Raw genomic sequence first — 26,787 nt, 5'->3', positions numbered from 1 at the left:
CGTAAAAAACCGCACATCATGCCGTTGAATCTCCTGCGTAATCTCGGGCTCCCCGACTGGAGGTTCCTGAATGGCAATTTCATCGAAAACGGCGCGGCGTGAAGGCGCCGCATTGGCGCATGCCGCGAGAAAAAATCGTCGCCGCGAATACCGGGCGCTGCTGGCCGCCGCCTCGCTTATGCTGGGTTCCGGCAGCGTCCGGGCGCAGAACGCGACCAATCCCGACGATTCCGGCTTCACCGTCCTGAGCAATGCCACCAACGTCACCCACTGGGGACTGGGCGCGGGCGTCGGTATCGAACCCTCGCCGTATAAGGGCGACAGCGCGAGGATCACGCCGATTCCGCTTTTCTACGTCGATAACAAATGGATCAGCGCGTTCGCCACGACGCTCGATCTGAAAGTCGGGCAATGGAACGGCGTCACCTTGGCCCTGCGTGGCAAAGTGGGCATTCTGGAGGGCTACAAGGGCTCCGACGCGCCGATCCTCAACGGCATGGAGAACCGGAAGAGCGTCACCTTCTGGTACGGCCCGGCACTCGGGTGGCAGAGCGGATTCGGCACGCTGACCGCCAGTTACCTCGTCGGCGGAAACAAAGGGCAGCAGGCCGCCGTCGACTTCAGAAAAGCCTTCGAATTCGGCAAATGGACCGTCGAACCGCATGTCGACACGAGGTGGCTGAGCGACAAATACGTCGACTACTACTATGGCGTGACGCAGTCGGAGGCGCGTGCGGGACGGCCGGCTTACGACGGGACATCCACGCTGAACACCACCATCGGGACGCGAGTCGCTTACCGGCTCACGCAACAGCAGTCCGTCAGCCTCGATCTGCAGGTCACCCATCTCGGCAGCGGCATTTCCGATAGTCCGCTCGTCGGCAAGCGTTTCATTCCCGCGGCCCGGCTGGGCTACATGTATCAATTCAAGTAAAGCCGGTCATGTCGCGTGGTCCGGCGCTTGGGCCGCCGGAGCACGCTCGTTATCGACTCAAACCCGCTCAGACTCGCTCAAACCCGGCCAAACGCAGCCGCTTGCCTTTAGCGGCCTCGCGCCTGGCTTCGCATTTCACAGGAGCAGCTCGATGCTGTTTGGTCCGTCTCGCACAGCACAGCGTTGCCACGCCGCCTTCGACGAGAGCGCGGAAAGCGACCGCATGGACAGCCGGCGTGTTGCTCGCGGCGGGTTGCGGCCCAACGAAGTCCCTGGCTCGGGTTCGGCGGGCAGCGTCCTCTCCGGCTGGAAAGCGTGGACGTCGAACCTGGACCAAACAGATGCGCTGCGGAGCAACGATCTGGCCGAGAGCATGAATCTATTGGAAGCGCTTCAACAGAATCGGCTGCTTCGCAAGAAGCTCGATGAAACACGGCAGGAAGTCGAGGTGCTGGTCGAGGCGCTGGAATACGCGAGAAGCATTGCCCCCTGCCAAAAGCTCAGGTCGGCCTTACCGGAATAGCTGGCGACACGCCAAAGAAATACATTACAAAAACCAAACTAAAATTCAACGCCATTAATACGATAATTACATCTCTCCGACATTCACCCTGCATTGAGATTGTGTAAGTCAATTGCGCTGCGATTAATCCGGATATTCGCCTGTTCGATTCAATGCAAGCGCTTGACAGTCGGCGTACACTCGCTCGAAGCCAATGCCACAGGCATATGGCCCGCATAGCCGCCCGCGGTTGAACGGGTATCTGGGGGACTTTGGAGAACAATCAATGAGTTGGACACGGGAACAAAGAAACGTCACGATCGCCGCCTATCTCGGCTGGACACTCGACGCATTCGATTTCTTTCTCATGGTGTTCGTATTGAAAGATATCGCGGCGGAATTCAATACGAATATCCCGGCGGTCGCGTTCGGCATCATGCTGACCTTGATGATGCGTCCCGTCGGCGCATTGATCTTCGGCTGGCTCGCCGACAAGTATGGCCGTCGCCCCACGCTGATGGTCAACATCGCGTGCTTCTCGCTGCTGGAATTGCTGTCCGGCTTCTCGCCGAATCTCATCACCCTGCTGGTGCTGCGCGCGCTGTTCGGTATCGCGATGGGCGGCGAATGGGGCGTGGGCGGCGCACTGACCATGGAGACCGTGCCGCCGAAGTCGCGCGGCGTGGTCTCGGGCCTGTTGCAAGCCGGTTATCCGAGCGGCTATCTGCTCGCGTCGGTCGTGTTCGGCGTTTTCTATCAATACATCGGCTGGCGCGGCATGTTCTTCGTCGGCGTGCTGCCCGCCCTGCTCGTGCTGTACGTGCGCGCGCACGTGCCGGAGTCGCCGGCCTTCCAGACGCTCGAAAAGCGGGCGCGTCCGGGCCTCGTCGCCACGCTCAAGCGCAATGTCGGGCTGTCGCTCTATGCGATCGTCCTCATGACCGCGTTCAACTTCTTCTCGCACGGCTCGCAGGACCTATATCCGACCTTCCTGCGCGTGCAGCATCAGTTCGACGCGCATACCGTCTCGTGGATCACGATCACGCTGAACGTCGGCGCGATTATCGGCGGATTGTTCTTCGGTTTCGCGTCGGAGAGGATCGGCCGCAAGCGCGCGATCCTCATCGCGGCGCTGATCGCGCTGCCGGTGCTGCCGCTGTGGGCTTTCTCGAGCACGCCGGTTCTGCTCGCGGCAGGCGCCTTCCTCATGCAGATTTCGGTGCAAGGCGCATGGGGTGTCATTCCGGTGCACCTGAATGAAATCTCGCCCGACGAAATTCGCGCGACGTTCCCAGGCCTCGTGTATCAACTCGGCAATCTGATCGCCTCGGTCAACGGCCCGCTGCAAGCCAGCGCCGCCGAAGCGCACGGCAACAACTACGCGCTCGTGATGGCGGTGGTGATCGGCATCGTGGCGCTCGTGATCGCCGCACTGATTCCGTTCAGCCGCGAGCGCCGCGGCATCGACATGACGCAGTCGGCACGACAGGTCGCGGCACGCGTCACCTGAAACAGTCCGCTTGGGAGAAGCAAGCCCCATGAGGCCGTTCCGATCACGATCGGAACGGCCTTTTTATTTCCGCGCGCTCCGACGCGCCGCGCGTCACGGACAAGACCGGCCTTCGTCGGGTCCTCTAGAGGAGTTAGTCCACGGACGGCCTTGATCGCCATCGTCATCCTTCTTATCCTCAAAAAAACGCCTGTTTCAAATTCGCACTTGAATCGCTTGTTCGCGGGCCGCACGGCCGGCAACCAGGAGACGCCCATGGCAGTTCGCACGACAGGCCGGCATGCCGGCGACACGAAGTCCCGCATCCTCGACGCCGCCGAAACGCTCTTCATCGAATGCGGTTATGAGGCGATGTCGCTGCGTCAGATCACTTCGCGTGCCGAAGTCAATCTCGCGGCGGTCAACTATCACTTCGGCAGCAAGGAATCGCTGATTCACGCGATGCTGTCGCGCCGGCTCGACCGGCTCAACCAGGAGCGGCTCAAGCTGCTCGACCGCTTCGACCAGATGCTCGGCGCGCGGCTCACCTGCGAGCACGTGCTCGGCGCGATGTTCATTCCGGCGCTGCGGCTCTCACGCGATCCGCGCGCCGGCGGCAAGGCGTTTCTACGGCTGCTGGGGCGCGCTTATACCGATCCGTCGGCGTTCATCCGCGACTTTCTGAAGGCGCACTACGAGTCGGTGGCCGTGCGCTTTTTCGATGCGTTCCAGCGCGCGTTGCCGCATCTGCCGCGCGAGGAACTCGGCTGGCGTCTGCACTTCGCGATTGGCGCGCTCTCCGGCGTGCTGGCGGGCGCCGATACCGACGACCTGATTGCCGAGTTCTCGCAGGGCAAGTCGATGAACGACCTGCAACTGATAGCGCGCCTCGCCTCGCTGATGGTCGCCGCGCTGAAGGCGCCGTTGCCGGACAGCACGCAACTGGCCGCGTTCGCGGCGGTGCTGGGCGACGCCACCGAAAGCGGCCTGACGGATACAGGCGAATGCCCGAGTGCGGGTGCGGCGGATGCGGCGGGTGCGGCGGGTGCGGGTGCGGGTGCGGGTGCGGGTGCGGGTGCGGGTGCGGGTGCGGGTGCGGATGCGGATGCTGGTGCTGGTGCTGGTGCTGGTGCTGGTGCTGGTGCTGGTGCTGGTGCTGGTGCTGGTGCTGGTGCTGGTGCAGCCGCTGCGGCTGCGGCGGCAGACGCGCTGCAGGCGCAAGGCGGTAAGCAACCGCCACCTGCTTCCATGCCGGAAGCCGAGCGCCCTGGCGGCAATCTTCCGGCGAACTCGTTTCATCATGCGTCGCAAGGGGCGGCTTAGCGAGGAAGCGGCACGGAGAATGCGGGCGATGTACCTTAAGGAACCCGCCGGTCCATAGCCGAACGCCGTGAGCGCCATCTACCCGCGCCGCACATCCAGGTCCCGCATCTCAGCGACGTCACGCTGCCGAACTGGGATTGGTGATTGGACGCGAAGCGCAAGCAGGCGCGACCCGAAGCCGCGAGCAGGCCGCCCGGCAAAGTCGTCGCCCAGGCGTCCAGGCGAAGCAGCCGAACCGAAGCGTCAGCTTTAAAAAAACAACATGACGGCGAACGCATCCGCGCCCGTGGATGCGTTCGCACGCAGCGAAAAGACCCAGCGAAAAGGGAGGAAACGTCATGCCGTGGTTCATCCTGGTGCTCGTCATTGCGGCGCTCGCGCTCGTCTACGTTCAGGCGCGCGCGTCATGGTGGCTCGCCTGCATGATCGTCTGGGTAGCGGCCGCGCAGGTCAGCGGAGCCGCGGGTCCGGCCGCGACGGTCTTGCTTGCCGTTCTGTTCGTCCTCCCCGCCCTCGTGCTGACCATCAAACCGCTGCGCCGCGCATGGCTCGCGAAGCCGCTGCTCGAGCTCTTCCGCAAGATCCTGCCGCAGATGTCGCCGACCGAGCGCGACGCGATCGAAGCCGGCACCGTCTGGTGGGACGCCGAACTGTTCTCGGGGCGCCCGCATTGGGACACGCTGCTCGGCTACGGCCCGGCCACGCTCACCGCCGAGGAGCAAGCGTTTCTCGACGTCGAATGCGAGCATTTGTGCGACCTCGCGAACGACTGGGAAACCACGATGGTGTGGCAGGACCTCTCGCCGCAAAGCTGGCAATACATCAAGGAGCGCGGCTTTCTCGGCATGATCATTCCGAGGCAGTACGGCGGCAAGCAGTTCTCCGCCTACGCGCATTCGCAGGTCATCATGAAGCTCGCCACGCGCTGCTCGGCCGCCGCCGTTTCGGTGATGGTGCCGAACTCGCTCGGCCCCGCCGAACTGCTGATGCACTACGGCACCGAAGCGCAAAAGAACCACTACCTGCCGCGCCTCGCGCGCGGCGAGGACATCCCCTGCTTCGCGTTGACCAGCCCCTACGCGGGCTCGGATGCCGCGGCGATTCCCGACGTGGGCATCGTCTGCAAGGGCGCCTTCGAAGGCCGCGAAACGCTCGGTTTTCGTGTGACGTGGGACAAGCGCTATATCACGCTCGGCCCGATTGCGACCGTGCTCGGCCTCGCATTTCGCGCGCTCGATCCCGACCATCTGCTCGGCGCCGACGACGAACCCGGCATCACCTGCGCGCTGATTCCGACCCGCCACCCCGGCGTCAATATCGGCCGCCGTCACTGGCCGCTGAACGCGGTGTTCCAGAACGGCCCGAACTCGGGCAAGGACGTCTTCATTCCCATCGACTGGGTGATCGGCGGACGCGCGCAGGTCGGCAACGGCTGGCGCATGCTGATGGAATGTCTCGCGGCGGGCCGGGCGATTTCGCTGCCGTCCTCGAACGTGGGGATGGCGAAGATCGCCGTGCGCGGCACCGGCGCCTACGCCGCGATGCGCCGCCAGTTCCGCACCGCCGTCGGCAAGTTCGAGGGCGTGCAGGAAGCGCTCGGCCGCATGGGCGGCAATCTGTACGTGATGGATGCCGCGCGCCGCCTGTCCGCGCAGGCGGTGGACCTCGGCGAGAAGCCCTCGGTGATTTCGGCGATCGCCAAGTATCACATCACCGAACGCGCGCGCACGGTCATCAACGACGGCATGGATGTCGTCGCCGGCAAGGGCGTTTGCATGGGGCCGTCGAACTTTCTCGCGCGCGCCTATCAGCAGGTGCCGATCTCGATCACCGTCGAAGGCGCGAACATTCTGACGCGCTGCCTGATCATCTTCGGCCAGGGGGCGATTCGCTGCCATCCGTATGTGCTGAAGGAAATGGCCGCGACGCGCGAAACCGATCGCGCCCGCGCGCTGCGCGATTTCGACGCGGCGTTCTTCGGCCATGCGGGCTTCACGCTCTCCAACGTGGTGCGCTGTTTCGTCCACGGCGTGACGGGCGGCGCGTTCATCGCGAGGCCGCGCGCGGCGCACGGTCCGCTGCTGCCGTATTACCGCGCGGCGACCCGCCTCTCGACCGTGTTCGCATTGCTCGCCGACGTCTCCATGTTCGTGCTCGGCGCCGATCTGAAACGGCGCGAACGCATTTCCGCGCGTCTCGGCGACGTGCTCTCGCAGCTCTACCTGATCTCGGCGACGCTCAAGCGTTTCGAGGACGAAGGCCGTCAGGAAGAAGACTTGCCGCTGGTGCGCTGGGGCGTCGAGGATTCGCTGTACAAAGCGCAGCACGCGCTCGACGGCGTGCTCGCGAACTATCCGAACCGCTTCGCCGCCGGCCTCGTGCGGGCGCTGGCATTTCCATTCGGCCTGCCGTACCGCGAGCCGTCCGACCGGCTCGGCAGCGACATCGCCGAATTGATGCAGACGCCCGGCGCGGCGCGCGAGCGTCTCGTGGCCGATTCGTATGTACCGCGTCCCGATGTGGATGCGCTCGGCTACGGCGAACTGGCGTTCCAGTTGAACCCGCGCTTCATGCGGATCGAGCAGAAGCTGCGTGAAGCGGTCAAGCAAGGGCTGCTCGAACCGATGCCGCAGAGCTTCGCGCAACTGCCCGGGTGGACCGCGTCCGCCGAGCAGAAAGGCTTGCTCGACGCCGACGAGCGCCGCGTGCTCGACGACTATGCGCGCTACGGCGCGGAAGTCGTGAAGGTCGACGATTTCGCGGCCGACTTCGACATGCTCGCCGGTCTGCAACAACGCAAGGAGGCGCTCGACAAGGCGTTGGAAGCCGCAGCCTGACAAGGTTGCGAGCGTCTTGACGAGCGCCTGCAAAAAACATCCCGGCGAGGCACCCCGGATGCGTCCAACTCAGTGCACACTGACACACCGTCCGACGCCCGCAAGGGGCACTTCCCGCGGCGCGCTGTCAGCGGAGCAACGACCGATATGAACGACTCTTATCTGAACTTCGTCAACTCGCCGCTCGGCGCGCGCCTCGCGCGCTCACTCGGCTTGCCGAAGCCCGAGGTGCTGCGCCGCCATCGCGCGGACGAGCCCGAGTTCGGCGGCGTGGTGGCGATCGGCGCGGGACGTGAACCGCAGTTGCTCGATGCGCTGGCGAATCTGGTGGCCAGCATCGGCGTGACGAGCGTCGCGCATGAAAGCGCCGGGCTGTGGGTGCCGCTCGCGACTCGCCACGGCTTGATGACGGGCCGTTTCGAACCGGCGGATTCCGGCTCGCCCGGCAGGCTCGCCGCACTGCTGTTCGATGCAAGCGGCATCGACGACAGCAGCCAGCTCGAACCGCTGCACGGATTCTTCCACGACACCTTGCGCTCGCTCGGCAAGTGCGGGCGCATCGTCGTGTTGGGGCGTCCGCCGGAAAGCTGCGCGAGCCCGCGCCAATGGACCGCGCAGCGCGCGCTCGAAGGTTTCACGCGTTCGCTCGGCAAGGAGGCGCGGCGCGGCATCACCGCGAATCTCGTCTATGTCGAGCAAGGCGCGGAAAGCGGCGTTGAAACCTCGCTGCGATTCTTTCTGTCGCCGCGTTCCGCGTATGTGTCGGGCCAGGTCGTGCGCATCGGCAGCGCTGCCGGCGCGGGCCCGCAAGCCGCCGCACCCGCGTTCGACTGGAAAGCGCCGCTCGCGGGCCGGCGCGCGGTCGTGACGGGCGCCGCGCGGGGCATCGGCGCGTCGATTGCGAGCGTGCTGGCCGCCGAGGGCGCGCATGTGATCGGCATCGACATTCCCGCCGCGCGCGACGCGCTCGATCTGACCATGCGTCAGTTGAACGGCACGGCCCTCGCCTTCGACATCGCAGCGCCCGAAGCGCCCGCGCAAATCGCGGCGGCGCTCGACGAACAAGGCGTGGACATCGTCGTGCACAACGCCGGCATCACCCGCGACAAAACCATCGCGAAGATGACCGCCTCCGTGTGGCAAAGCGTGATCGACATCAACCTGTGCGCGCAGGAGCGGATCGACGACGCGCTGCTCGCCGCCGGCATCGTGCGAGACGGCGGGCGCATCATCGGCGTGTCGTCGATCAGCGGCATCGCGGGCAATCTCGGGCAAACCAATTACGCGACCTCGAAGGCCGGCGTGATCGGCCGCGTGCAAGGCATGGCGCCGCATCTTCGCGCGCGCGGCATCACGATCAACGCGGTCGCGCCGGGCTTCATCGAAACGCAGATGACCGCCAGGATGCCGTTCACGCTGCGCGAAGCCGGCCGCCGCATGAACGCGATGAGCCAGGGCGGCCAGCCGGTCGACGTCGCGCAAACCATCGCATGGCTCGCGCATCCGGGCTCGGCGGGCATCACCGGCCAGGTCGTGCGCGTGTGCGGACAAAGCCTGATTGGAGCGTGACCATGCGTGAGCCGGGTGATCCGTTCGGGGGCGGTCTTACCGTGAGCGCGGCGCGCCCGAAAACCGTGGTCGTCGAGCCGTTGCCCGTCCCGGCCAAGCTCTATGCGCGCGCGTTGACCGGCATCGTCAAGCGCGCTCGGGCCACGCAACTGCCCGCGCTGCGCCTCGTGCGCCCCGCCGTCGCGCTCGACCCCGGGCCGATCTGGCGTTATGCGCGCGTGTGCGGCTTCATTCCCGAGCACGGCGTGCCGCTCACCTATCCGCATCTGCTTGCGTTTCCGTTGCATCTGCTGATGCTGACCGACCCGGCGTTTCCCTGGCCCGCGCTCGGCCTCGTGCATCTGGCCAATCATGTGCGGCTGCGCCGGCCGCTCGCGTACAAGGACGTCTTGCGCGTCGAGGTGGAATTCGGCGCGCTGCTGCGGCACGACAAGGGCCAGGCGTTCGTGCTGCATACGCGCATGTATCGCCGCGGCGAAGCGGTGTGGGACGGCGACAGCGTCTATCTGAAACGCGGCGTGCCGGCGACCGGCAATCCGCTCGATCCGCTCGAACTCGGCCCCGCCGCGCTGGAGCGCATCGCGCGCTGGCAACTCGCGCCGCAACTCGGCCGCGACTATGCGGGCGTGTCCGGCGACTACAACCCGATTCACCTCACCGCGCTATCCGCGAAGGCGTTCGGCTTTCCGCGCGCGATCGCACACGGCATGTGGACGCTCGCGCGCGCAGCCTCCGCATTGCAACCGCCGAAGCCGCTCGCCGAGGCCACGCTGAGCGCCGAATTCAAGGTGCCGATGCTGCTGCCGGGCGAAGCGTCGCTGTGGAGCGCGTCGCCCTCGCTGATCGAACGCGACATCGAGGTGCGGGATATCGCCGGAGACAAACCGCATTTGCGCGGCCGCATGCAGTGGCGGCTGCAATGAGGCACGCAGGCGTGCGCGGGATTTCATCCATGCATGGAATTCGCGCCGCCGCGAATCGTTGTTGAATCAGGACGCCTTGAACCGATCGCCGTTCGCATCATTGAACCGCCCGGGCACGACCCAAAGGAGCCGAGCATGTCCAACCCGCTGCCAGCCGTGCGCCGCGTCGCCATCGTGGGGGCCAACCGGATTCCGTTCGCCCGCTCGAACACCGCTTACGCGAGCGCGTCGAATCAGGACATGCTGACCTTCACGCTGCAAGGCCTGGTCGACCGCTACGACCTGCATGGCGAACGTCTGGGCGAAGTCGCGGCGGGCGCGGTCATCAAGCATTCGCGCGACTTCAATCTGACGCGCGAGTCCGTGCTATCCACCACGCTCGCGAAGGAAACGCCCGCCTACGACGTGCAGCAAGCCTGCGGCACGGGACTCGAAGCAGCGATTCTGGTCGCCAACAAGATCGCGCTCGGGCAGATCGACGCGGGCATCGCGGGCGGTGTCGACACGACCTCCGATGCGCCGATCGCCGTCAACGAACGGATGCGCCAGATCCTGCTCGAAGCGAATCGCGGCAAGAGCGCCGGGCAGCGCATCGGCGCGCTGGCGAAGCTGCGTCCCGGCATGTTTTTCAAGCCGCTGCTGCCGCGCAACGGCGAGCCGCGCACCCGGCTTTCGATGGGCGAGCATTGCGAACTGATGGCCAAACGCTGGAACATCTCGCGCGAAGCCCAGGACGTGCTCGCTTACGAGAGCCACCGCAAGCTCGGCGACGCGTATGCGCGCGGCTTCGTCAACGATCTGATGACGCCGTACCGGGGCCTCGCGCGCGACAACAATCTGCGCCCGGACCTGACGCTCGAAAAACTCAGCGGCCTGAAGCCGGCGTTCGACCGCGATGCCGGCACGCTCACCGCCGGCAATTCCACGCCGCTCACCGACGGCGCCTCCGCCGTGCTGCTCGCGAGCGATGAATGGGCCGCGCAACACGGCTTGCCGGTGCTCGCCTATCTGAGCTGGTCGGAAACCGCCGCGGTCGACTATTTCGACAAGCAGGAAGGGCTGCTGATGGCGCCCGCCTACGCGGTGCCGCGCATGCTGGCGCGCGCCGGGCTCCGGTTGCAGGACTTCGATATGTACGAAATCCACGAAGCGTTCGCGGCGCAGGTGTTGTGCACGCTCGCGGCGTGGCAGGATGATGAATATTGCCGCACGCAGCTCGGTTTGCCGGGTCCGCTCGGCGCGATCGACCGGACGAAACTGAACGTGAACGGCGGTTCGCTCGCCACGGGTCATCCGTTTGCCGCGACGGGCGGGCGCATCGTCGCCGGCCTGGCGAAAATGCTCGCGCAACTCGACAAGCCGGCCGGCGCAGCGCGCGGGCTGATCTCGATCTGCGCGGCGGGCGGCCAGGGTGTGGTGGCGATTCTCGAACGCTGAGCGTCGCTCCGTTTCAACGTTGTTTTAGCACTTGTTTCACCGCATGTTTTCGCTTCAAACGCTATCGCTAGATTTGCCTTGATTGCTTCAATGACTGGCCGCGAGACCAGCACACGAATAGACGAAGCCACCGCTTCAGGAGACGACCGATGACCCAGCCCAACCCAGCCCCGCCCTCGACGCCGACCGAGTCCGCGTCATCGGCCCACGCGGCGAGCGAGGTTCCCCCTCAGGCGCCGAACCCGGCATCGGCCAACGCGCCCGCCCAGGCGCCCAACACCGACGGCATCTGGTACGCGTCCTACCCCGCCGACGTGCCGCACGAAATCGACGTCACGCAATACGAATCGCTCGTGCAGTTCTTCGACGAATGCATCGCGAAGTTCCGCGAGCGCGTGGCGTATGTGAGCGTGGGCGCGAGCCTGACCTACGGCGAACTCGGCCGCAAGGCGACCGCGTTCGCCGCGTATCTGCAAAGTATCGGCGTGAAGCCGGGCGAGCGCGTCGCGATCATGCTGCCGAATACGTTCCAGTATCCGGTGTCGCTGTTCGGCGTGTTGAAAGCCGGCGCGGTGGTGGTGAACGTGAATCCGCTCTACACGGTGCGCGAGCTCGCGCATCAACTGAAGGACAGCGGCGCGCAAACCATCGTCGTGTTCGAGAACTTCGCGAAGGTGGTCGAGGAAGCGCTGCCGGGCACGAAGGTGCGGAACGTCATCGTGACGGGTCTCGGCGATCTGCTCGCCGACGGGCTGAATCTGAAGGGACGTCTGCTCAATTTCATGCTGCGTCACGTGAAAAAGATGGTGCCCGCGTATAACCTGCCGAAAGCGGTGCCGCTGCTCGAAGCGCTCGCGATCGGCTACTCGCGGCCCTTGACGCCCGTGCGCCCCACGCATGACGACATCGCCTTCCTGCAATACACCGGCGGCACGACCGGCGTCGCCAAGGGCGCGATGCTCACGCACAGGAACATCGTCGCCAATCTGCTGCAGGCGAAGGCGTGGGCCGAGGGGCAATTGAGCGGCGACGCGGAAACGGTGCTCACGCCGCTGCCGCTCTATCACATCTATTCGCTCACCGTGAACGCGCTGATTTTCATGGGACTCGGCGGGCGCAACATCCTGATCGCCAATCCGCGCGACATGAAGCGCGTGATGATGATCATCCGCCACGAGAAGTTCACCGGCATGACGGCGGTGAACACGCTCTACAACGCGTTCCTCGAAAACGAGGAGTTTCGCCAGCGCGATTTCTCCAACCTGAAGCTCGCGATGGCGGGCGGCATGGCGACGCAAAAGTCGGTGGCCGAGCGCTTCAAGGCGGTGACGGGCAAACCGATCATCGAAGGCTACGGGCTCACCGAATGCTCGCCGATCGTCTCGATGAACCCCGTCGACCTCGCCCATCTGCGCGACTTCGAAGGCTCGATCGGCTTGCCCGCGCCCTCCACCCAGGTGCGCTTCAGGAAGGACGACGGCACGTGGGCGAATATCGGCGAAGCGGGCGAATTGTGCGTGAAGGGTCCGCAGGTGATGAAAGGCTACTGGAACGGCCCGGAAGAAACCGCGAGGACGATCGACAGCGACGGCTGGCTCGCCACCGGCGACATCGGCGTGATGGATTCGCGCGGCTACATTCGTCTGATCGACCGGAAGAAAGACATGATCCTGGTGTCGGGCTTCAACGTCTATCCGAACGAAATCGAAGACGTGATCGCGGCGCATCCCGACGTGCGCGAAGTCGCGGCGATCGGCGTGCCCGACGCGGCGCAAGGCGAGCGGGTGAAGGTGTTCATCGTCAAACGCAACCCGTCGTTGACCGAGGAACAGGTGATCGCCCATTGCCGCAAGAATCTGACGGGCTACAAGATACCGAAGCAGGTGGAGTTCCGCGATGAGTTGCCGCAAACCAACGTCGGCAAGATTCTGCGCCGCGCGCTGCGAGACGAGGAACTCGCGAAGCAAAAACCTGCCTGACAGGTAAGGCGCTGCTTGCACGAGCTTCATGCATATTGGCGCTCTATTCGTGGAGAGAGACTCGTGAAGCAGAGTATGTCCGTGAGCTTGCGCCGATTGAGCAACATGCGTTCATGGCGGCCGTTGCTTGCCGGCTTGTCGCGGCAATGTTTGCTCGGCGCGCTGGGGGCCTGCCTCGCGGCGTTGGCCATGCCGCCGGCCCTCGCGCAAAACGACGACACGCCGCCCCCGCTGGAAACCGCGAGCGCCGTCAAGGCGCCGGCCACGCCGGCTTCGCAGGTCGGCAAGCTCACGCTGGATCAGCAGGTCAAATGGCTGCGCGACGCGCAACAAAGCGGCGCGCTCGCAGCGCTTGACGACGCGCAACTGGTCGCGCTGTTCCAGTCGCTCGATCCGCTCGCGTTGCCGCGCTACATCAAGGCGGGGCCGAACGGCTATGCGTCCTACGAGTTCACGATGTCGCGCTCGGAACGCATTCGCGGTCAATGGCCCGATAAGCCCGATCACATGCTTGTGCGCCTCGCGCGCGACCCGCTGCGAATCTACGCGAAGTGGCTGCCCGACGGCGCGCACGCGGGCCAGGAGATCATCTACGACGAGTCCAAACGCGCCGACGAAATGTATGGGCACCTCGGCGGCATGCTGAACGTCATGCCGCTGTGGACCTCGCTGAACGGCGCCCTCGCCCGTTCGCAATCGAATCACCACGTGCGCGATCTCGGCACCGAGTACATCGCCAGGCAGTACCTTGCCGAGGGCAAGAAATACATCGAGGCCGGCTTGCCGCGCTCGGTTCAGGTGGAAGTCAAAACGATCGAAGGCGTGCGCGTGGTGGCCTTCACGTTCGAAACGCCGATCGGCCAGCCGCGCTTCTACGCGAAGAAAGAGACGCTCGGGCTCGATCTGCGGCATCCGTATTTCCGCAGCGTCGAGTCTTACGACAACGACGGCAAGATCTTCGAACGAATCGTTTTCGAAACCATCACGCCGAAGACCTTCGACGACTCGACCTTCGATCCGAAGAACAAGGCGTACAAGTTCTAGCGGATCGCGCGCGGGGCCAGCACGAATGCGACGTGGGGTGCTTGCGCGCCGCGGCCTGCCTGATGGCCGGCCCGATGGTCTACCCGGTGGTCCACCTCACGCCCCGCGCTCTGTTCATGGCTGTGCGCCACCATCTGGCCCGCGCGCACGGCGAGTTCCTTGAGCACGAAGTAATCCGACGCGCGCGTGAGGCCGATCAGCGATGCGGGCGCCGGCGCGAGCGTGCGGCTGAGAAGCGGCGCCAGCGTCGTGTACCAGAGCGCGCCGATGTCGTCGCCGGTGTCGAACGCGGGCAGCTTCATGCGCGCGACGTATGCGGCGAACGCGGGGCCGCACGCCAGCGTCGAATCGACCACCGCCAGCGTGTTGCCGCGCGCGGCCGCCTGCGCGAGCCACGGCCATGCGCCGCCCGCCGTGGTGGACAGCCATGCGCCTGTCAATACGAACGTGCGTCGGTCCATTGTTCGATCCGCTTGCCGTTTCATGCCGCGCGTACGTTGTGCCACGCGCGCCTCACGTATAACCGCGCCGGTCGCGCCACGCCGCCGGCCAGATGCCCTGCTTGCCGGGCGCGAGAATGCCGTTCGGGTCGAGCGCGTCCTTGATCGTTTCCGAGAGCCGCAGCAACGCGCCGTCGTTGAAACTGTACTGCGCCGCGGCCAGATCCATGTACGCGAGATGCGCGCGATATTCGCCGTAGCCGGCCGCGCGCGCGTCGCTCATCAGCGAGCCCAGCAGCAAGCCGGCCTGCTCGACCTGGTTGGCGTCGTCGCGGTCGAAGATCGCCGCGAAAATATGATGCAGATGACGCACGCCCGCCGTGAAGCCGCCGTAGTAATCGAAGCCGTATTCCGCGGCGCGCGCCTTGACCATCGTGTATTGGCGCAGCGCGTCGCGGCCGGTCGCCGGACAGATCGGCGCGAAGTCCACATGCGCGCCCGCGCCGCCGCGCCAGTCGAGCATGCGAAACGCGCTCATCGCCGGAATGCCGGCGAGGTTGCGATCGCCGCCCGCGGTGGGCTCGGCGTCGCCCGCGTAACGCGCGGCGAAGAGCCTTGCCTGCGGCACGCGAGCGAACGCGCGCTGCACGATCGCATAGCGCGCGTCGATCAGTTCGGGCGTGCCGTACAGCGCGAAATGCAGGTTCCAGCGGCCGACGTTCAGCTTCTCCAGCATCGCCGTCACCGCGCTCTCGGGCATCGCGCCCTTGCCCTCGTACCAGTGCGCGCGCGCCGACAATCCGGCGGCACGGCGCACACCGCCCTCGATCACCGCGTGATTGCGGATCGTGTCATCGAGCCGCAAGGGCCGCAGGATGTCCACGATCGCTTCGAGATCCGCTTCGTGGCGAAACTGGATCTCGCCGAGCAGATACGCGGGCGGCGCGGGCATCAGCCAGACGCCCAGCTTGGTGACGATGCCGTAGTTCGACTGCATGAACATCGCGTCGAACGACGGCCCATAGCCCGGCTGATACAACTGCCATGCCGTGCCGATGTCGATCCCGCCCATGCCGGTGCGCAACACGTCGCCGTTGGCGAGCACCACTTCCATGCCGCATTGCGTCGCCGCATGATCGCCGTAAGCGGTGTAGCCGAAGCCGCGCTCGAGCGTATTGCCGACCACGCTGCCCCAACCCGCCGCCGGCGGATCGACCCACAGCCGGTAGCCCTTCTCGCGCAGATGCGCGTGCAGCTCGAAGTAGCTGACGCCCGGCTCCACCAGCGCGTAGGCCAGCGTCTCGTTCACCTCGATGATGCGGTTCATCCGCTGCAAATCGAGCACCACCGAACCCGGCAGCCGTGGCGCGGCGCCGCCATAGGCGAAGTTGCGTCCGGTCGAGACCGTCCACAACGGAATGCGGAATTCGTTTGCGATCCGTAGCACCGCGCGAATCTCGTCGACGGAGGCGGGCAACACCGCGGCGCTCGCCGAAAACGCGGCGGGCTCGCCCGGCGCGAACGGATCGAGATACGCGGCAGGTCCGGCCGCGGAGCTCACCACCTGCGCTTCGCCGACGATCGCGCGCCAGCCGGCGAGCGCGCGGTCGAACTGAGCGGCGGAGACGTTCGGCGGCAGGCTGCGGGTCAAGGTGTGTCCCTCGTGAGATGTCGACGATGCATTGGCGTGCGCCTCACTGCCACGCCTCCGGCTTGCCGCCGAGCGCGCTGCATACCTCGACGGCGATCGAGCGCAGCTTGCCTTCCGCGATCGGCCCGGACAACGCGTAGCCCATGCCGTCGCTGACCCAGTAGAAGGTGCGCCGGTTGCCGTCGCGCAACAGGCGGAACGCGGTTTCGTCGCGCGCGCTGCCGGTCACGTACAGCGTGAGCCGCGCGCCGCTCTGATTCTCGTACATGAATTGCGCGGCCGGTCCCGCTTCGCCGGGCAACAGACGCCCGCCCACCAGCGAATAGCCGTACTCCTGCAACGACGGCACCGAGAGCGGCCGGTTCAGGCGTTTGGACAGCCAGCTAATCAGATGCTCTTCCTCGCTCGCGGCCACTTCCACCGGATGACGCCGCTCCGGCGTGTACACCGCGTAGGCGATATCGGCGCGCTCGGCGAAGCTCGGCGGCTGGCCGCCCAAGCCGCTCCACGCGCCGCCGGTCAGGCGCGGCGCGAGCGGCCCCAAGGCAAGCGCGAGCCCCGCGCCGGCCGCGAGCCAGCATGCCGCGATGCCGGCGCGCTGCCACCACGGCGCAGGCCGGCGCACCACGATGAAGGCCGGCTCGTCGGCCTCGTTGCGCTCATGGCGCGCGTCGGCTTCGCTGTGCCGCGGCGCGCCGCACAGCGCCCGCAACGCGGCTTTCTGCGCGCGCCACGCGGCCACGCGCGCGGCGGCCTGCGGGTGCTCCCGCAGTTGCGCCTCGACCGCGGCACGCTCCGCGTCCGGCAATTCGCCGTCGATAAACGCCGACAGCGCTCGCAGATCGAGCCCGCCGGGCAAGCTGGAATCGTGGTCGTCGTTATTCATCACGGATTTCTCACTACTTTTAACGGCGCGGTCTTACGCGCCGTTCCCGCGGCCGCCCCGTCGGCCGGCCCCACCGTCAGCAACACGCGCATGTGCTCGCGCGCGCGCGAAAGACGCGACATCACCGTGCCGATCGGCACGCCGAGCGCCTTCGACGCTTCCTGATAAGACAGTTCCTCCACGCACACCAGCAACAGCACTTCACGCTGCTCGACCGGCAGGCAATACAGCGCGCGCTGCAGATCGCGCAGCACCAGACCGTCGACTTCGCCATGCGGCGCTTCGAGATTGCGCCACGGCGCGCTTTCGTCGTCGACGGCGATCTCGCGGCGGCCGCGCAACTGATCGATATACAGATGCCGCAGGATCGTCAGAAGCCAGGCGCGCAGATTGCTGTCGGGCCGGAACGCCGACCAGCGCGCGAGCGCGCGCTCCGCCGTGTCCTGCACGAGGTCGTCGGCCCACGCGCGGTCGCCCGTCAGTGCGCGCGCATAGCGGCGCAACTGCGGGAGCCACGCAACCACTTCCGCTTCGAAGCTCACCCGGCGCGCAAACGCTCAGTAGCCGCCGCTACTGCTGCCGCCGCTGGTGCTCGACGCGCTGTTGTCCGCCGTCGTGCACGCGCTCGTCGCGAGCGTGCCGAGTGCGAGCGCCATCATCACGAAGAGGGTGGAAAAAATGCGGGATGCGTTCATATGAGTCTCCTGATGAGCGCCCGGCTCGAGGCGGGCGCGTGAATGGAGTGTGGGCCGCCGGCTGCAATCCGTCCGATTGCGTGCGGGATGCGAAATGCGTTATGCGTTATGTGCGATGTAACGCCGCCATGCCTGACTTAACGCTGGCACGTGGTGATTTATTCCGCGCGAACGTCACGCCGGCTATCTTTTTCCGCCACACCTATTCCGGCGGCCCGCGCATGGCGGAAGAAAGCGCGATTCGTCGGCAGATTCGTAACTCAACGTTACAGTCAATAGTTATCAGGTGCTTCCCTGCGCACAAGCCGTTATAGTGGTCGCAGTTCGCCCGCCGACGCGTTCCACCCTCATACAGGGTAGAATCGCGGCGAACAACCGTCTTTCTAACCTGAATTGTCCATGGCTTCCGCAGAATCGCATCCGCAAAACGACTTCATGAACGCTGCGCGCAAAGAACGAAAGCGCGTCGAGATCTATCTGGTCAACGGCATTCGCCTGACCGGGTGCATCGAGTCGTTCGATCAGTATCTGGTGATGCTGCGCACGCCTGTCGGCCTGCAAGGCATCTACAAGCGCGCGATCTCGACGATCCAGCTCGACACCGGCACGCGTCCGGCGCCACGCGCGGGGCGGCCTTCGCACGGCGAACACACCACGCGTGGTCCGCATGGATCGCGCGAACCACGCGATCATCGTGAGCCGCGCGAACCGCGTGAACCGCGCGAGTCGTATGGCGCGCCGTCTTCGGAGCGTTCGTCGTCCGAGCGCGGCAACAGCACGTCCGACGGCCCCGTGGTCGTCACGCGCCGGCGGCGTCTGTTCGGCACCGGCGGCGACGGTAATCACGGCGGCGGCAATCATGGTGGTAACGGCGGCAATGGTGGAAACGGCGGTAACGGCGCCAACGAATAAACGGCCGCCGCGGCGGCCCGCTAGTCCGCCGGATGACCGAGCCGCTGCAAGATCTTCTCCAGACGCATCACCTGTCGTTCCGTCAACTCAAATCCGCTTTTAACCGCCAGCACGCGGCGCCGCCAGTAACCGGCGCTCAGCATGCGCAGCGCCGGTTGTCTCGTTGCCCACTCCAGGTGTTCCAACTCAGCTTCCACGACGTGTGACGCGTTAAAGCGCCGTGTGCGTGCGGGGTCTTTTCGATTCATGCTGTTCGCTGCCTTGTCGTTCGCTGGTCCTTTCCTGCTCCCTTCCCGACTGGACAACCCCGGGTTCATGGCATGCGGCGGATGTGTAGGTGTTCCCGCTCTGCTTTTCTGCGACACTCGGAGAACGAGTCAATGCAGCATGCTTTTAACTCGCCGCGACTCGCTTTGCGTTATGCTGAAATCGTTGACTCGCGTCCAACGGAGCATGTCATGACCAGGCAGAAACAGCCCGTACCCCGCAATCCCATGAAAGCGCGGCCGTCCGCCAAGTCGGTTCAGTCCGCCGAGAGCCGGCTCGACGAAGCACTCGAGGAAAGCTTTCCCGCCAGCGATCCGATCGCCGTCGATATGACGGATCCGCATCACGTGTCGGTGAAAGAGGTGTCGTCGGCGGGCAAGAAGCGGCATTAGAGTCGGCGAGTCGGCGCCTCTCGCGCACAGCGTGTGTGCGCTGGCGAGACGAGCACGAACCCGGAAGACAGTCCGCCGTAATTTGAGGGGAATTATTCCGAGCCGCAGCGGAAAACCAGCGGCTCACGCTCACGCGCTATCGTTCATCCGGCAAACCTGCCGCGCCGATTCGTTGTGGGATGTGTGCCGCGGAAAACAGCGGCGGTCGCCGCTTGTGGACCCGCGATTCGAGCGCGGCTAGAAACAGCTCGCGCGAGGTGCCCCGCGGTGACTCGAGCGGCGGCGATCGATGCCGCCGCCTTACCTCTGGCAGCCTTCAAACCATCGCGCTCAGTGCGAGGGTAAGCCGCTTTCCAATTGACGTTGCAGATCGCGCACCTGGCGTTGCGCGGCGCGCAGTTGCTCCTGCGCGGCGGCCTTTTGCTGCGCGAGCGCCGTTGCTTCGGCGCGGGTCTGCTGCTGCTGGCTCGCGACGATGGTCTGCTGCCGGTGCGCCACGTCGAGGTCAGCTTGCAGGCGATTCGCGCGGTCTTGCGACAATGCGATCATCCGGTCCGTGAACGCCTTCTGCGCCTCGAGTTGCGTGCGGCGAATCTCGACGTCCGACAGTTGCAGCGTCTGACGCACGAAATCCTTGTAGATCATGTCGGCGCGCGTCGCGTCCTGCGTCTTGATGACGCGCCAGAAATTCTTCTGCTGGAACAAGGCTACGTAGTACGTCATCTCCTTGCCGTAAAACAGCAAGCTCGCGCCGTAACTGCCGTTGTATGTCGTGCGCAATTCGCTCACGTCCGACCCGCGAATCATCTGCTGCAATTCCGCAACGTTCCCCGCGGCGGATTGCTTCGCTTCGTCCGGCGTCAGCGCGGTGGTCTGCGCTTGTCCAGACTGAGCGGGCTGGTCACCCTGCGCGGCGCCCGGCTGGGAAACGACGCCAGCGCTCGCGCCGCTATCCGTCATCGCCTGCGCGGCGACGCCTTGCACGGCCCCCATCATGACCAGTGCGGCCAAGGCAATCTGTCGTAGTTTCGACTTGTGGTCCATGTAAATCCTGCTTAAACAGTTTTTGTTTTAGTACAACCGTCTCATTATTACTCAGTTTCGCGTGTTTCGGGCTCTTCGTCAAAAATTTGGTACTTGCGGATTTTTCCCCACAACATCTTGCGGCTGATGCCCAGATTGAGCGCTGTATCCTGGCGGCGTCAGCCGTTGCGTCGAGCGGCGCAGGCACGCGGTTGGGCTCCGCCATGTCCCATTTGCCGCGGTCCACCCACGCTTGCGCGGCGCTTTCGGCCGGCATCGGCTGGCTGCTGCGCCCGAGCGCGGGCGATGCAATTGCAGGCCGACTACATCAGCGTGCGAACGGGTCAAGTGCGCCGTGCGAGTTTCAATGTGACGAAGGCGCTCGATATTCCGAGGGCGTCGAAATCCGACGACTGGAACGTTCCGGACTTGCCGGGTCATCAATCCGGCGTCGATCAACTTCGTGCGTACAGGTGCAAGCTTTTCGCTAACCAACGAGTGGCCGCTGAAAATCGGCACCGCCATCGCACTCACCGGTCAATACAGCGCGGTCCCGCTCGCGACCTTTGAACAGATGTCGTTCGGCGCGCAGCGTTTTGCGCAAGACCGTCAACCGGGCGAAGCGTCAGGCGATTCCGATTGGGAGCGATGTTCGCAGGCAACCGTTCGTTCACGCCGAGCTTCACGTATCGGTGCACATTCACGCCCTATGTTTCGTTCGACAAGGCGCGTGTTGGGTGTACATGCGGGTACCACTTCGCCGTCGAGGCTTGCGTCGATTACGCTCGGTTTCAGGATCTCGGACGCGAAGTATTACAGCCTCGATCTTGCAGTGGCCAAAGCGATCGGCGACGCGTCCTTGGAAGGCGCATCGCGCAGCCCGCGCATCAACGCGACCTTCTCGTACCAGCTGAATCGATGCGCACGGCGCGGCGTGCTAATTAGAGGTTCCACTATCAAACGACGCACGCGCTTTCACGTATTCTGCGCAAACGCTTTCGGCCGGCGGCGTGCAAGCCGCGAGTCGAGAGTTGCAAGTGGCAAGTCAATACCCCTGAAGCAAGAACCCAGGCGCCATATCAGGCATCACGGCGGCGAGTGACTCAAGTCCGCCCGAGATGCCAATCACGCCGCGTGCTCATGATCGCGCCGTCTTTTATCAAGGAGGAAGACAATGACGCAGTTCACCCAACGCACCCGTGCAATCGCGCTTCGCGCAGCCAGGCATGCAGCGCTCGCCGGCGTACTGCTCGCCGGCGCCGTCACGGCAATGGCGCAGACCGACAGCCCGGTCGGCACCTGGCAAACCATCGACGATCACACCGGTCAGCCCAAAGCGCTCGTGCAGATCGCTCGGGACGGCGACGGTTCGCTCAACGGCAAGGTGATCAAGGAACTAGGCCCGAACGACCAGCCGGGTCGCCGGTGCACCGCATGCACGGACGCGCGCAAGGATCAGCCGATTCTCGGCATGACGATCATCAACGATATGAAAAAGGACGGCGACGGCTGGGACCACGGCCAGATTCTCGATCCGGAAAACGGCAAGGTCTACAAGTGCAAGATGCACCTGGAAGATGGCGGGAACAAGTTGGTGGTGCGCGGCTATATCGGCGTTTCGCTGCTGGGCCGCTCGCAGACCTGGGTACGTCAGCAATAGCCCACGGACAATCCAGGCGCCGACGCCTGATCGCCTGTTAAGACAGATTGGCAGCCAGTTGGACGTTGGAGCCGCCTACGTGCCGCAGCCCCGATAGAAAAGAAAACGGCCGACGATCATTATCGTTCGGCCGTTTTTTGTGCCTGAAATCGGCTAGGTGTAGTTGTCATGCAGCGTGCTTGAAGGGCGACGCATACGCGAACGGCGAGGACGGCTGTGGTTTGGACGGTGCCGGACTGTACCCCGCGGGGGCCGCAATCTGGGTCGTAGCCTCTTGTGCTTCAACGCTCTTCTGTTCCGCGCTCGCGTGGGTACGCATGCGGGCTTCCATCAAATTGCAGAGTTCTTCGCTTGCCGCGCCGAACAGTTGCTCCATTACACGTTTGAGGACGCCGGATTCGTGCCAGGCCTTGAAGCGACGATGGCAGGTTTGGTAGGACGGGTATTTGCGCGGCATGGCGGACCAGGTAGCGCCGCTGTACATCACCCACAGCACGCCATTGAGCACGGAACGGGTATTGGCAAGCGGCCGGCCGCGCAGTTCGGAACGCGGACGCAGCTCGGGCAACAACGGTGCGACGCGTTGCCATTCTTCGTCATTGATGTCACGGTACGGATTCATGATTTCTCCTTTGTCAGAATCACGACAAAAGATATCCAGTCGTCCGGTGAGGGAATATAAGACGAGTCCGAATCTTGAAAATACGCCGCCGGACCGCGTGTATTCGCGTAGCGGATCGTGATCTATCGCGAAAGCATCACGGCCCGTTCCCGGCAGCGCTTCAGGTCAACGACGTATCGACGATCCGGCGCGGCGCGTCGAGATACTCCTTCGACTGCATTTCGACGATGCGCGACACCGTGCGCGTAAATTCGTTAGCCATCGGTCCGTCGACGTACAACTGCTCGGCCGGCACCGCGGCGGACATCAACAGCTTGACCTTGTGGTCGTAGAACACGTCGATCAGCCAGGTGAAACGGCGCGCCTCCGAGGCCATGCGCGCCGACATCTGCGGCACGCCGGAGAGAATCACCGCGTGAAAGCGGCTCGCCAGCTCGAGGTAATCGTTCTGCGAGCGCGGCCCGCCGCATAGCGTGGCGAAATCGAACCACACGACACCGTCCGCGCGGCGCAGCGCTTTCAGCTCGCGTTTTTCGATGTGCAGAATCGGGCTCTCGTCAGGCACGGCGGCGAGACGCGCGAAAGCGTCGCGCAACGCCTTGTCGGCGGCCGCGCCGAGCGGCGTGTGATACACCTCGACCTGAGCCAGCGTGCGTTGCCGGTAGTCGACGCCGGCGTCGACGTTGATCACGTCGACCTTCTCCTTGATCAGTTCGATCGCCGGCAGCATGCGATCACGGTGCAGGCCATCCGGATACAACGTGTCCGGCGCGTAATTGGACGTCATCACGAACTGCACGCCGTTCTCGAACAGCTTGTCGAGCAGACGGTACAGGATCATCGCATCGGCAATGTCGGACACGTGGAATTCGTCGAAACAGATCAGCCGGTAGCGCTTGGCGATACGAAGCGCGAGTTCGTCGAGCGGATCGGCCCGACCCTTCAGTTCTTCCAGTTCGCGATGCACCTCGCGCATGAACTCGTGGAAATGCAGCCGCGTTTTGCGCTGCACCGGCACGATCATGTAGAAGCTGTCCATGAGGAAGCTCTTGCCCCGCCCCACGCCGCCCCACATGTACACGCCGCGCGGCCGGTCCGGGTGGATGATCAGTTTCTTGAACGCATTGGAGCGGCGCGATTTGTATTCGACCCACTCTTCGTAGCACCGTTGCAGACGGTCGACCGCCGCGCGCTGCGCCGGGTCCGATTGATAACCCCGCGTCTGCAGTTCTTTTTCGTAGTATTCGGTGACGTTCATTGTGTTGCTGCAAAAAGAAAGGCGGGAGGGATTGAACCCGCCCGCCTTTGTGGTGATGCGAAAGTGCTGCGATCAGTCAGGCGTGCGCGTCATTACATGTTCAGCGCGCGCTTGTCGACGGCCAGCGCCGCCTCGCGCATGACTTCCGACAGCGACGGGTGCGGATGGCAAATACGGCCGAGATCTTCCGACGCCGCCTTGAACTCCATTGCCACGACGGCTTCCGCGATCAGGTCCGATGCATTCGCCGAAATGATGTGCACGCCGAGCAGTTCGTCGGTCTTCGCGTCGGCGATCATCTTGACGAAACCATCCGCCTTGTTGATGCCGAGCGCGCGGCCGTTCGCCATGAACGGGAACTGGCCCGTCTTGATCTCGCGGCCTTCCGCCTTCAGTTGCTGCTCCGTCTTGCCGACCCATGCGATTTCCGGTTCGGTGTAGATGACCCACGGAACGCAGTTGTAGTCGATGTGCGGCTTCTGACCGTCGATGATTTCCGCGACCAGCACGCCTTCGTCCTCGGCCTTGTGCGCGAGCATCGGGCCACGCACCACGTCGCCGATTGCGTACACGTTCGGCACCGCGGTCGCGCAGTGATCGTCGACGTCGATGAAGCCGCGGTCGTTGGCCTTCAGGCCGATGGCTTCGAGACCGAGGTTGTCGGTGTTCGGCACGCGGCCGATCGACACGATCAGGCGGTCGGCTTCGAGCGTTTGCGCGTTGCCGTCCTTGTCCGTGTAAGCGATCGTGACGCTGTTCGCGGTGGTCTTCACTTCGCCGACCTTCACGCCGACGTGAATGTCGAGACCCTGCTTCTTGAACTGCTTGGCGGCTTCTTTCGCGAGCGCCTGGTCGGCGGCGCCGAGGAATTCCGGCAGCGCTTCGAGCACGGTCACTTCCGCGCCGAGACGGCGCCACACCGAGCCCAGTTCCAGACCGATCACGCCCGCGCCGATCACGGCCAGCTTCTTCGGCGCCGTGTCGAAGCTCAAGGCGCCTTCGTTGTCCGACACGATCTTGTTGTCGACCGGCACGTTCGGCAGATGACGCGCCTTCGAGCCCGTCGCGATGATCACGTTCTTCGCCGTGACCACTTCGGTTTCGCCTTCGCCGCTCACTTCGATCTGCACGCCGGCGTCCGTCCTGCCGGTGAACTTGCCGTGACCTTTGAGCCACGTGATCTTGTTCTTGCGGAACAGGAATTCGATACCCTTCGTCATCTTCTCGACGATGCCTTCCTTGCGGGCCAGCATCTTCGTGATGTCGATCTTCACGTCCGACACGTTGATGCCATGATCGGCGAGATGGTGCTGCGCGTTTTCAAATTCCTCCGACGAAGCGAGCAGCGCCTTCGACGGAATGCAGCCCACGTTCAGACACGTGCCGCCGAGCTTCAGCGCGCCGGCCGGGTTCTTCCATTTTTCGATACATGCAACCGTCTTGCCGAGCTGTGCGGCGCGAATTGCAGCGATATAGCCGCCGGGGCCTGCGCCGATCACGACGACGTCAAATTCTTTGGACATGACAATCCTTTTTATGACGGAACGGCGCGCGGCCACGTTTCGTGGCGCGCCCTATTCCTGTACTGCGGAATGCGAAAGACGTGATGCTTATAGGGCGCCAGTTTGCGCAATGGCAACTGGCGCCGGCCGGAGCGGCTTTTACAGGTCGAGCAGCAGGCGCGCCGGGTCTTCCAGCGCGTCCTTCATGGCGACCAGCGACAGCACCGCTTCGCGGCCGTCGATGATCCGGTGGTCGTATGACAGCGCCAGATAGTTCATCGGACGGATCACGATCTGGCCGTTTTCGACCACGGCGCGTTCCTTGGTGGCGTGCACGCCGAGAATCGCGGATTGCGGCGGGTTGATGATCGGGGTCGACAGCATCGAACCGAACACACCGCCGTTCGAGATCGAGAACGTACCGCCGGTCATTTCGTCGATCGACAGCTTGCCGTCTTTCGCCTTCTGGCCGAATTCGGCGATCTTCTTCTCGATTTCCGCGAGGCTCAACTGATCCGCGTTGCGCAGGATCGGCACCACCAGACCGCGCGGCGAACCGACAGCGATACCGATGTCGAAATAGCCGTGATAGACGATGTCGTTACCGTCGATCGACGCATTCACCAGCGGGAACTTCTTCAGCGCGTGAACGGCCGCCTTCACGAAGAACGACATGAAGCCGAGCTTCACGCCATGTTCCTTCTCGAACTTGTCCTTGTACTTGTTGCGCAGGTCCATCACCGGCGCCATGTTCACTTCGTTGAACGTGGTGAGGATGGCGTTGGTTTGCTGCGACTCGAGCAGACGCTCGGCGATACGCGCGCGCAGACGCGACATCGGCACGCGTTGTTCCGGGCGGTCTTTCAGCCATTGATCAGCCGACGCCGGCGCCTTGACGTCCGGCAGCGACGGCTTGGCAGCCTTCGGTGCGGCGGCCGGCGCCGGTGCTGCGGCCTTGGCGGCGGGAGCGCCCGCGGTCAGCACGTCGCCCTTGGTGATGCGGCCGTCGCGGCCCGTGCCGGCGACGTCGCCCGACGACAGGCCCTTCTCGGCCATCAGCTTGCCGGCAGCCGGCGAAGCAGCGGTGTTCGCACCCGTTGCGGATGCGGCCTGAGCCGCGGGTGCGGCAGCCGGTGCGGCGACAGGCGCCGGCTTGACTTCGGCTTCGACAGCAGCGGCGCCGGCCGTGCCTTCGGTGTCGATCTTGGCGATGACCTGATCGGCGGTGACGGTGTCGCCGTCGTTCGCGATGACTTGCGCGAGCACGCCGGCCGAGGGTGCCGGCACTTCGAGCACGACCTTGTCGGTCTCGATTTCGATGAGAATTTCGTCTTGAGCCACAGCCTCGCCGGGCTTCTTCTTCCACTGCAGCATCGTGGCTTCCGAAACCGACTCGGAAAGCTGGGGAACCTTGACTTCAACAATAGCCATTATGAATATCC

At 64.6% G+C, this 26,787-nt stretch carries 24 protein-coding genes and 2 pseudogenes; 14 read left to right on the top strand and 12 right to left on the bottom strand.

Annotated elements, in window-relative coordinates; all coding sequences use genetic code 11:
* Nucleotides 1-70 precede the first annotated feature (70 nt).
* From ACTJLC_RS23125 to ACTJLC_RS23080, 10 genes are all read left to right on the top strand, one after another.
* On the top strand, nt 71-934 hold the full coding sequence (locus ACTJLC_RS23125; protein ID WP_084561427.1) for a MipA/OmpV family protein: 864 nt from the start codon (nt 71-73) through the stop codon (nt 932-934).
* Between the two features lie 151 nt (nt 935-1,085).
* On the top strand, nt 1,086-1,457 hold the full coding sequence (locus ACTJLC_RS23120; protein WP_073429895.1) for a hypothetical protein: 372 nt from the start codon (nt 1,086-1,088) through the stop codon (nt 1,455-1,457).
* Between the two features lie 265 nt (nt 1,458-1,722).
* On the top strand, nt 1,723-2,946 hold the full coding sequence (locus ACTJLC_RS23115; RefSeq protein WP_073429894.1) for an MFS transporter: 1,224 nt from the start codon (nt 1,723-1,725) through the stop codon (nt 2,944-2,946).
* A 255-nt stretch (nt 2,947-3,201) separates the two neighbouring features.
* Nucleotides 3,202-4,248, top strand: coding sequence for a TetR/AcrR family transcriptional regulator (locus tag ACTJLC_RS23110; RefSeq protein ID WP_440845215.1), 1,047 nt, complete (start codon nt 3,202-3,204; stop codon nt 4,246-4,248).
* A 338-nt stretch (nt 4,249-4,586) separates the two neighbouring features.
* Complete coding sequence (locus ACTJLC_RS23105; protein WP_310134604.1) at nt 4,587-7,085, top strand: acyl-CoA dehydrogenase; 2,499 nt, start codon at nt 4,587-4,589, stop codon at nt 7,083-7,085.
* A 147-nt stretch (nt 7,086-7,232) separates the two neighbouring features.
* Nucleotides 7,233-8,654, top strand: coding sequence for a 3-oxoacyl-ACP reductase (locus ACTJLC_RS23100; protein WP_310122759.1), 1,422 nt, complete (start codon nt 7,233-7,235; stop codon nt 8,652-8,654).
* A gap of 2 nt (nt 8,655-8,656) precedes the next feature.
* The gene (locus ACTJLC_RS23095) at nt 8,657-9,577 is read left to right on the top strand and encodes a MaoC/PaaZ C-terminal domain-containing protein (protein WP_310134600.1); all 921 of its coding nucleotides are present in this window, start codon (nt 8,657-8,659) and stop codon (nt 9,575-9,577) included.
* 135 nt (nt 9,578-9,712) lie between these two features.
* The gene (locus ACTJLC_RS23090) at nt 9,713-11,014 is read left to right on the top strand and encodes an acetyl-CoA C-acetyltransferase (RefSeq protein WP_310134598.1); all 1,302 of its coding nucleotides are present in this window, start codon (nt 9,713-9,715) and stop codon (nt 11,012-11,014) included.
* A gap of 149 nt (nt 11,015-11,163) precedes the next feature.
* The gene (locus ACTJLC_RS23085) at nt 11,164-12,993 is read left to right on the top strand and encodes an AMP-binding protein (RefSeq protein ID WP_073429889.1); all 1,830 of its coding nucleotides are present in this window, start codon (nt 11,164-11,166) and stop codon (nt 12,991-12,993) included.
* 105 nt (nt 12,994-13,098) lie between these two features.
* Entirely contained in the window at nt 13,099-14,037 is a 939-nt protein-coding gene (locus ACTJLC_RS23080; RefSeq protein WP_073429888.1) for a DUF1571 domain-containing protein, read from the top strand.
* Here the strand turns inward: ACTJLC_RS23080 and ACTJLC_RS23075 are convergent.
* From ACTJLC_RS23075 to ACTJLC_RS23055, 5 genes are read right to left on the bottom strand one after another with little or no spacing between them, the layout of a single operon-like run.
* The gene (locus tag ACTJLC_RS23075; protein WP_073429887.1) at nt 14,034-14,498 is read right to left on the bottom strand and encodes a hypothetical protein; all 465 of its coding nucleotides are present in this window, start codon (nt 14,496-14,498) and stop codon (nt 14,034-14,036) included. The two genes, ACTJLC_RS23080 and ACTJLC_RS23075, sit on opposite strands and share 4 nt — an antisense overlap.
* A gap of 52 nt (nt 14,499-14,550) precedes the next feature.
* Nucleotides 14,551-16,128 carry an FAD-binding protein gene (locus ACTJLC_RS23070; protein WP_440845211.1) on the bottom strand — a complete coding sequence of 526 codons (1,578 nt, stop codon included), beginning with the start codon at nt 16,126-16,128 and terminating at the stop codon, nt 14,551-14,553.
* A 43-nt stretch (nt 16,129-16,171) separates the two neighbouring features.
* Entirely contained in the window at nt 16,172-17,014 is an 843-nt protein-coding gene (locus tag ACTJLC_RS23065; RefSeq protein WP_073429885.1) for an anti-sigma factor family protein, read from the bottom strand.
* Nucleotides 17,014-17,556, bottom strand: a complete 543-nt coding sequence (locus tag ACTJLC_RS23060; protein WP_073429884.1) for an RNA polymerase sigma factor — start codon at nt 17,554-17,556, stop codon at nt 17,014-17,016. The genes ACTJLC_RS23065 and ACTJLC_RS23060 overlap by 1 nt, the downstream gene beginning before the upstream one ends.
* 15 nt (nt 17,557-17,571) lie before the next feature.
* Entirely contained in the window at nt 17,572-17,709 is a 138-nt protein-coding gene (locus ACTJLC_RS23055) for a hypothetical protein (RefSeq protein ID WP_167363286.1), read from the bottom strand.
* 399 nt (nt 17,710-18,108) lie between these two features.
* Between ACTJLC_RS23055 and hfq the strand changes: the two genes are divergently transcribed.
* Entirely contained in the window at nt 18,109-18,621 is a 513-nt protein-coding gene (hfq, locus tag ACTJLC_RS23050) for an RNA chaperone Hfq (RefSeq protein WP_083083909.1), read from the top strand.
* Between the two features lie 20 nt (nt 18,622-18,641).
* On the opposite strand, the gene ACTJLC_RS23045 is transcribed toward hfq, so the two are convergent.
* Entirely contained in the window at nt 18,642-18,869 is a 228-nt protein-coding gene (locus ACTJLC_RS23045; protein ID WP_073429882.1) for a hypothetical protein, read from the bottom strand.
* A gap of 210 nt (nt 18,870-19,079) precedes the next feature.
* On the opposite strand from ACTJLC_RS23045, the gene ACTJLC_RS23040 reads away from it, so the two are divergent.
* Entirely contained in the window at nt 19,080-19,280 is a 201-nt protein-coding gene (locus ACTJLC_RS23040) for a hypothetical protein (protein WP_073429881.1), read from the top strand.
* Between the two features lie 330 nt (nt 19,281-19,610).
* Here the strand turns inward: ACTJLC_RS23040 and ACTJLC_RS23035 are convergent, their stop codons facing one another.
* Together ACTJLC_RS23035 and ACTJLC_RS23030 are read right to left on the bottom strand one after the other, a co-directional pair.
* A complete protein-coding gene (locus ACTJLC_RS23035) occupies nt 19,611-20,324 on the bottom strand; it encodes a DUF2968 domain-containing protein (RefSeq protein WP_073429880.1) in 714 nt (237 codons plus the stop codon).
* A gap of 47 nt (nt 20,325-20,371) precedes the next feature.
* A pseudogene (locus tag ACTJLC_RS23030) lies at nt 20,372-20,592 on the bottom strand (sigma 54-interacting transcriptional regulator); the annotation flags it as partial.
* 11 nt (nt 20,593-20,603) lie between these two features.
* Here ACTJLC_RS23030 and ACTJLC_RS23025 point away from each other — a divergent pair.
* Nucleotides 20,604-21,219: pseudogene (locus ACTJLC_RS23025) on the top strand (ShlB/FhaC/HecB family hemolysin secretion/activation protein); the annotation flags it as partial.
* A gap of 258 nt (nt 21,220-21,477) precedes the next feature.
* Nucleotides 21,478-21,963, top strand: coding sequence for a DUF2147 domain-containing protein (locus ACTJLC_RS23020; RefSeq protein WP_440845207.1), 486 nt, complete (start codon nt 21,478-21,480; stop codon nt 21,961-21,963).
* 166 nt (nt 21,964-22,129) lie between these two features.
* Here the strand turns inward: ACTJLC_RS23020 and ACTJLC_RS23015 are convergent, their stop codons facing one another.
* From ACTJLC_RS23015 to odhB, 4 genes are all read right to left on the bottom strand, one after another.
* Nucleotides 22,130-22,585, bottom strand: a complete 456-nt coding sequence (locus tag ACTJLC_RS23015) for a transposase (protein ID WP_073429878.1) — start codon at nt 22,583-22,585, stop codon at nt 22,130-22,132.
* 160 nt (nt 22,586-22,745) lie between these two features.
* Entirely contained in the window at nt 22,746-23,843 is a 1,098-nt protein-coding gene (zapE, locus tag ACTJLC_RS23010; protein WP_073429877.1) for a cell division protein ZapE, read from the bottom strand.
* 92 nt (nt 23,844-23,935) lie between these two features.
* A complete protein-coding gene (gene lpdA, locus ACTJLC_RS23005; protein ID WP_114162698.1) occupies nt 23,936-25,366 on the bottom strand; it encodes a dihydrolipoyl dehydrogenase in 1,431 nt (476 codons plus the stop codon).
* Between the two features lie 138 nt (nt 25,367-25,504).
* A complete protein-coding gene (gene odhB / locus ACTJLC_RS23000) occupies nt 25,505-26,776 on the bottom strand; it encodes a 2-oxoglutarate dehydrogenase complex dihydrolipoyllysine-residue succinyltransferase (RefSeq protein ID WP_073429875.1) in 1,272 nt (423 codons plus the stop codon).
* Nucleotides 26,777-26,787 lie beyond the last annotated feature (11 nt).

Source organism: Paraburkholderia sp. 22099 (assembly GCF_052045835.1).
Lineage (GTDB): Bacteria > Pseudomonadota > Gammaproteobacteria > Burkholderiales > Burkholderiaceae > Paraburkholderia > Paraburkholderia terricola.
Note: the sequence above shows the minus strand (reverse complement) of the source record. Positions and strands in the feature narration are given on the sequence as shown.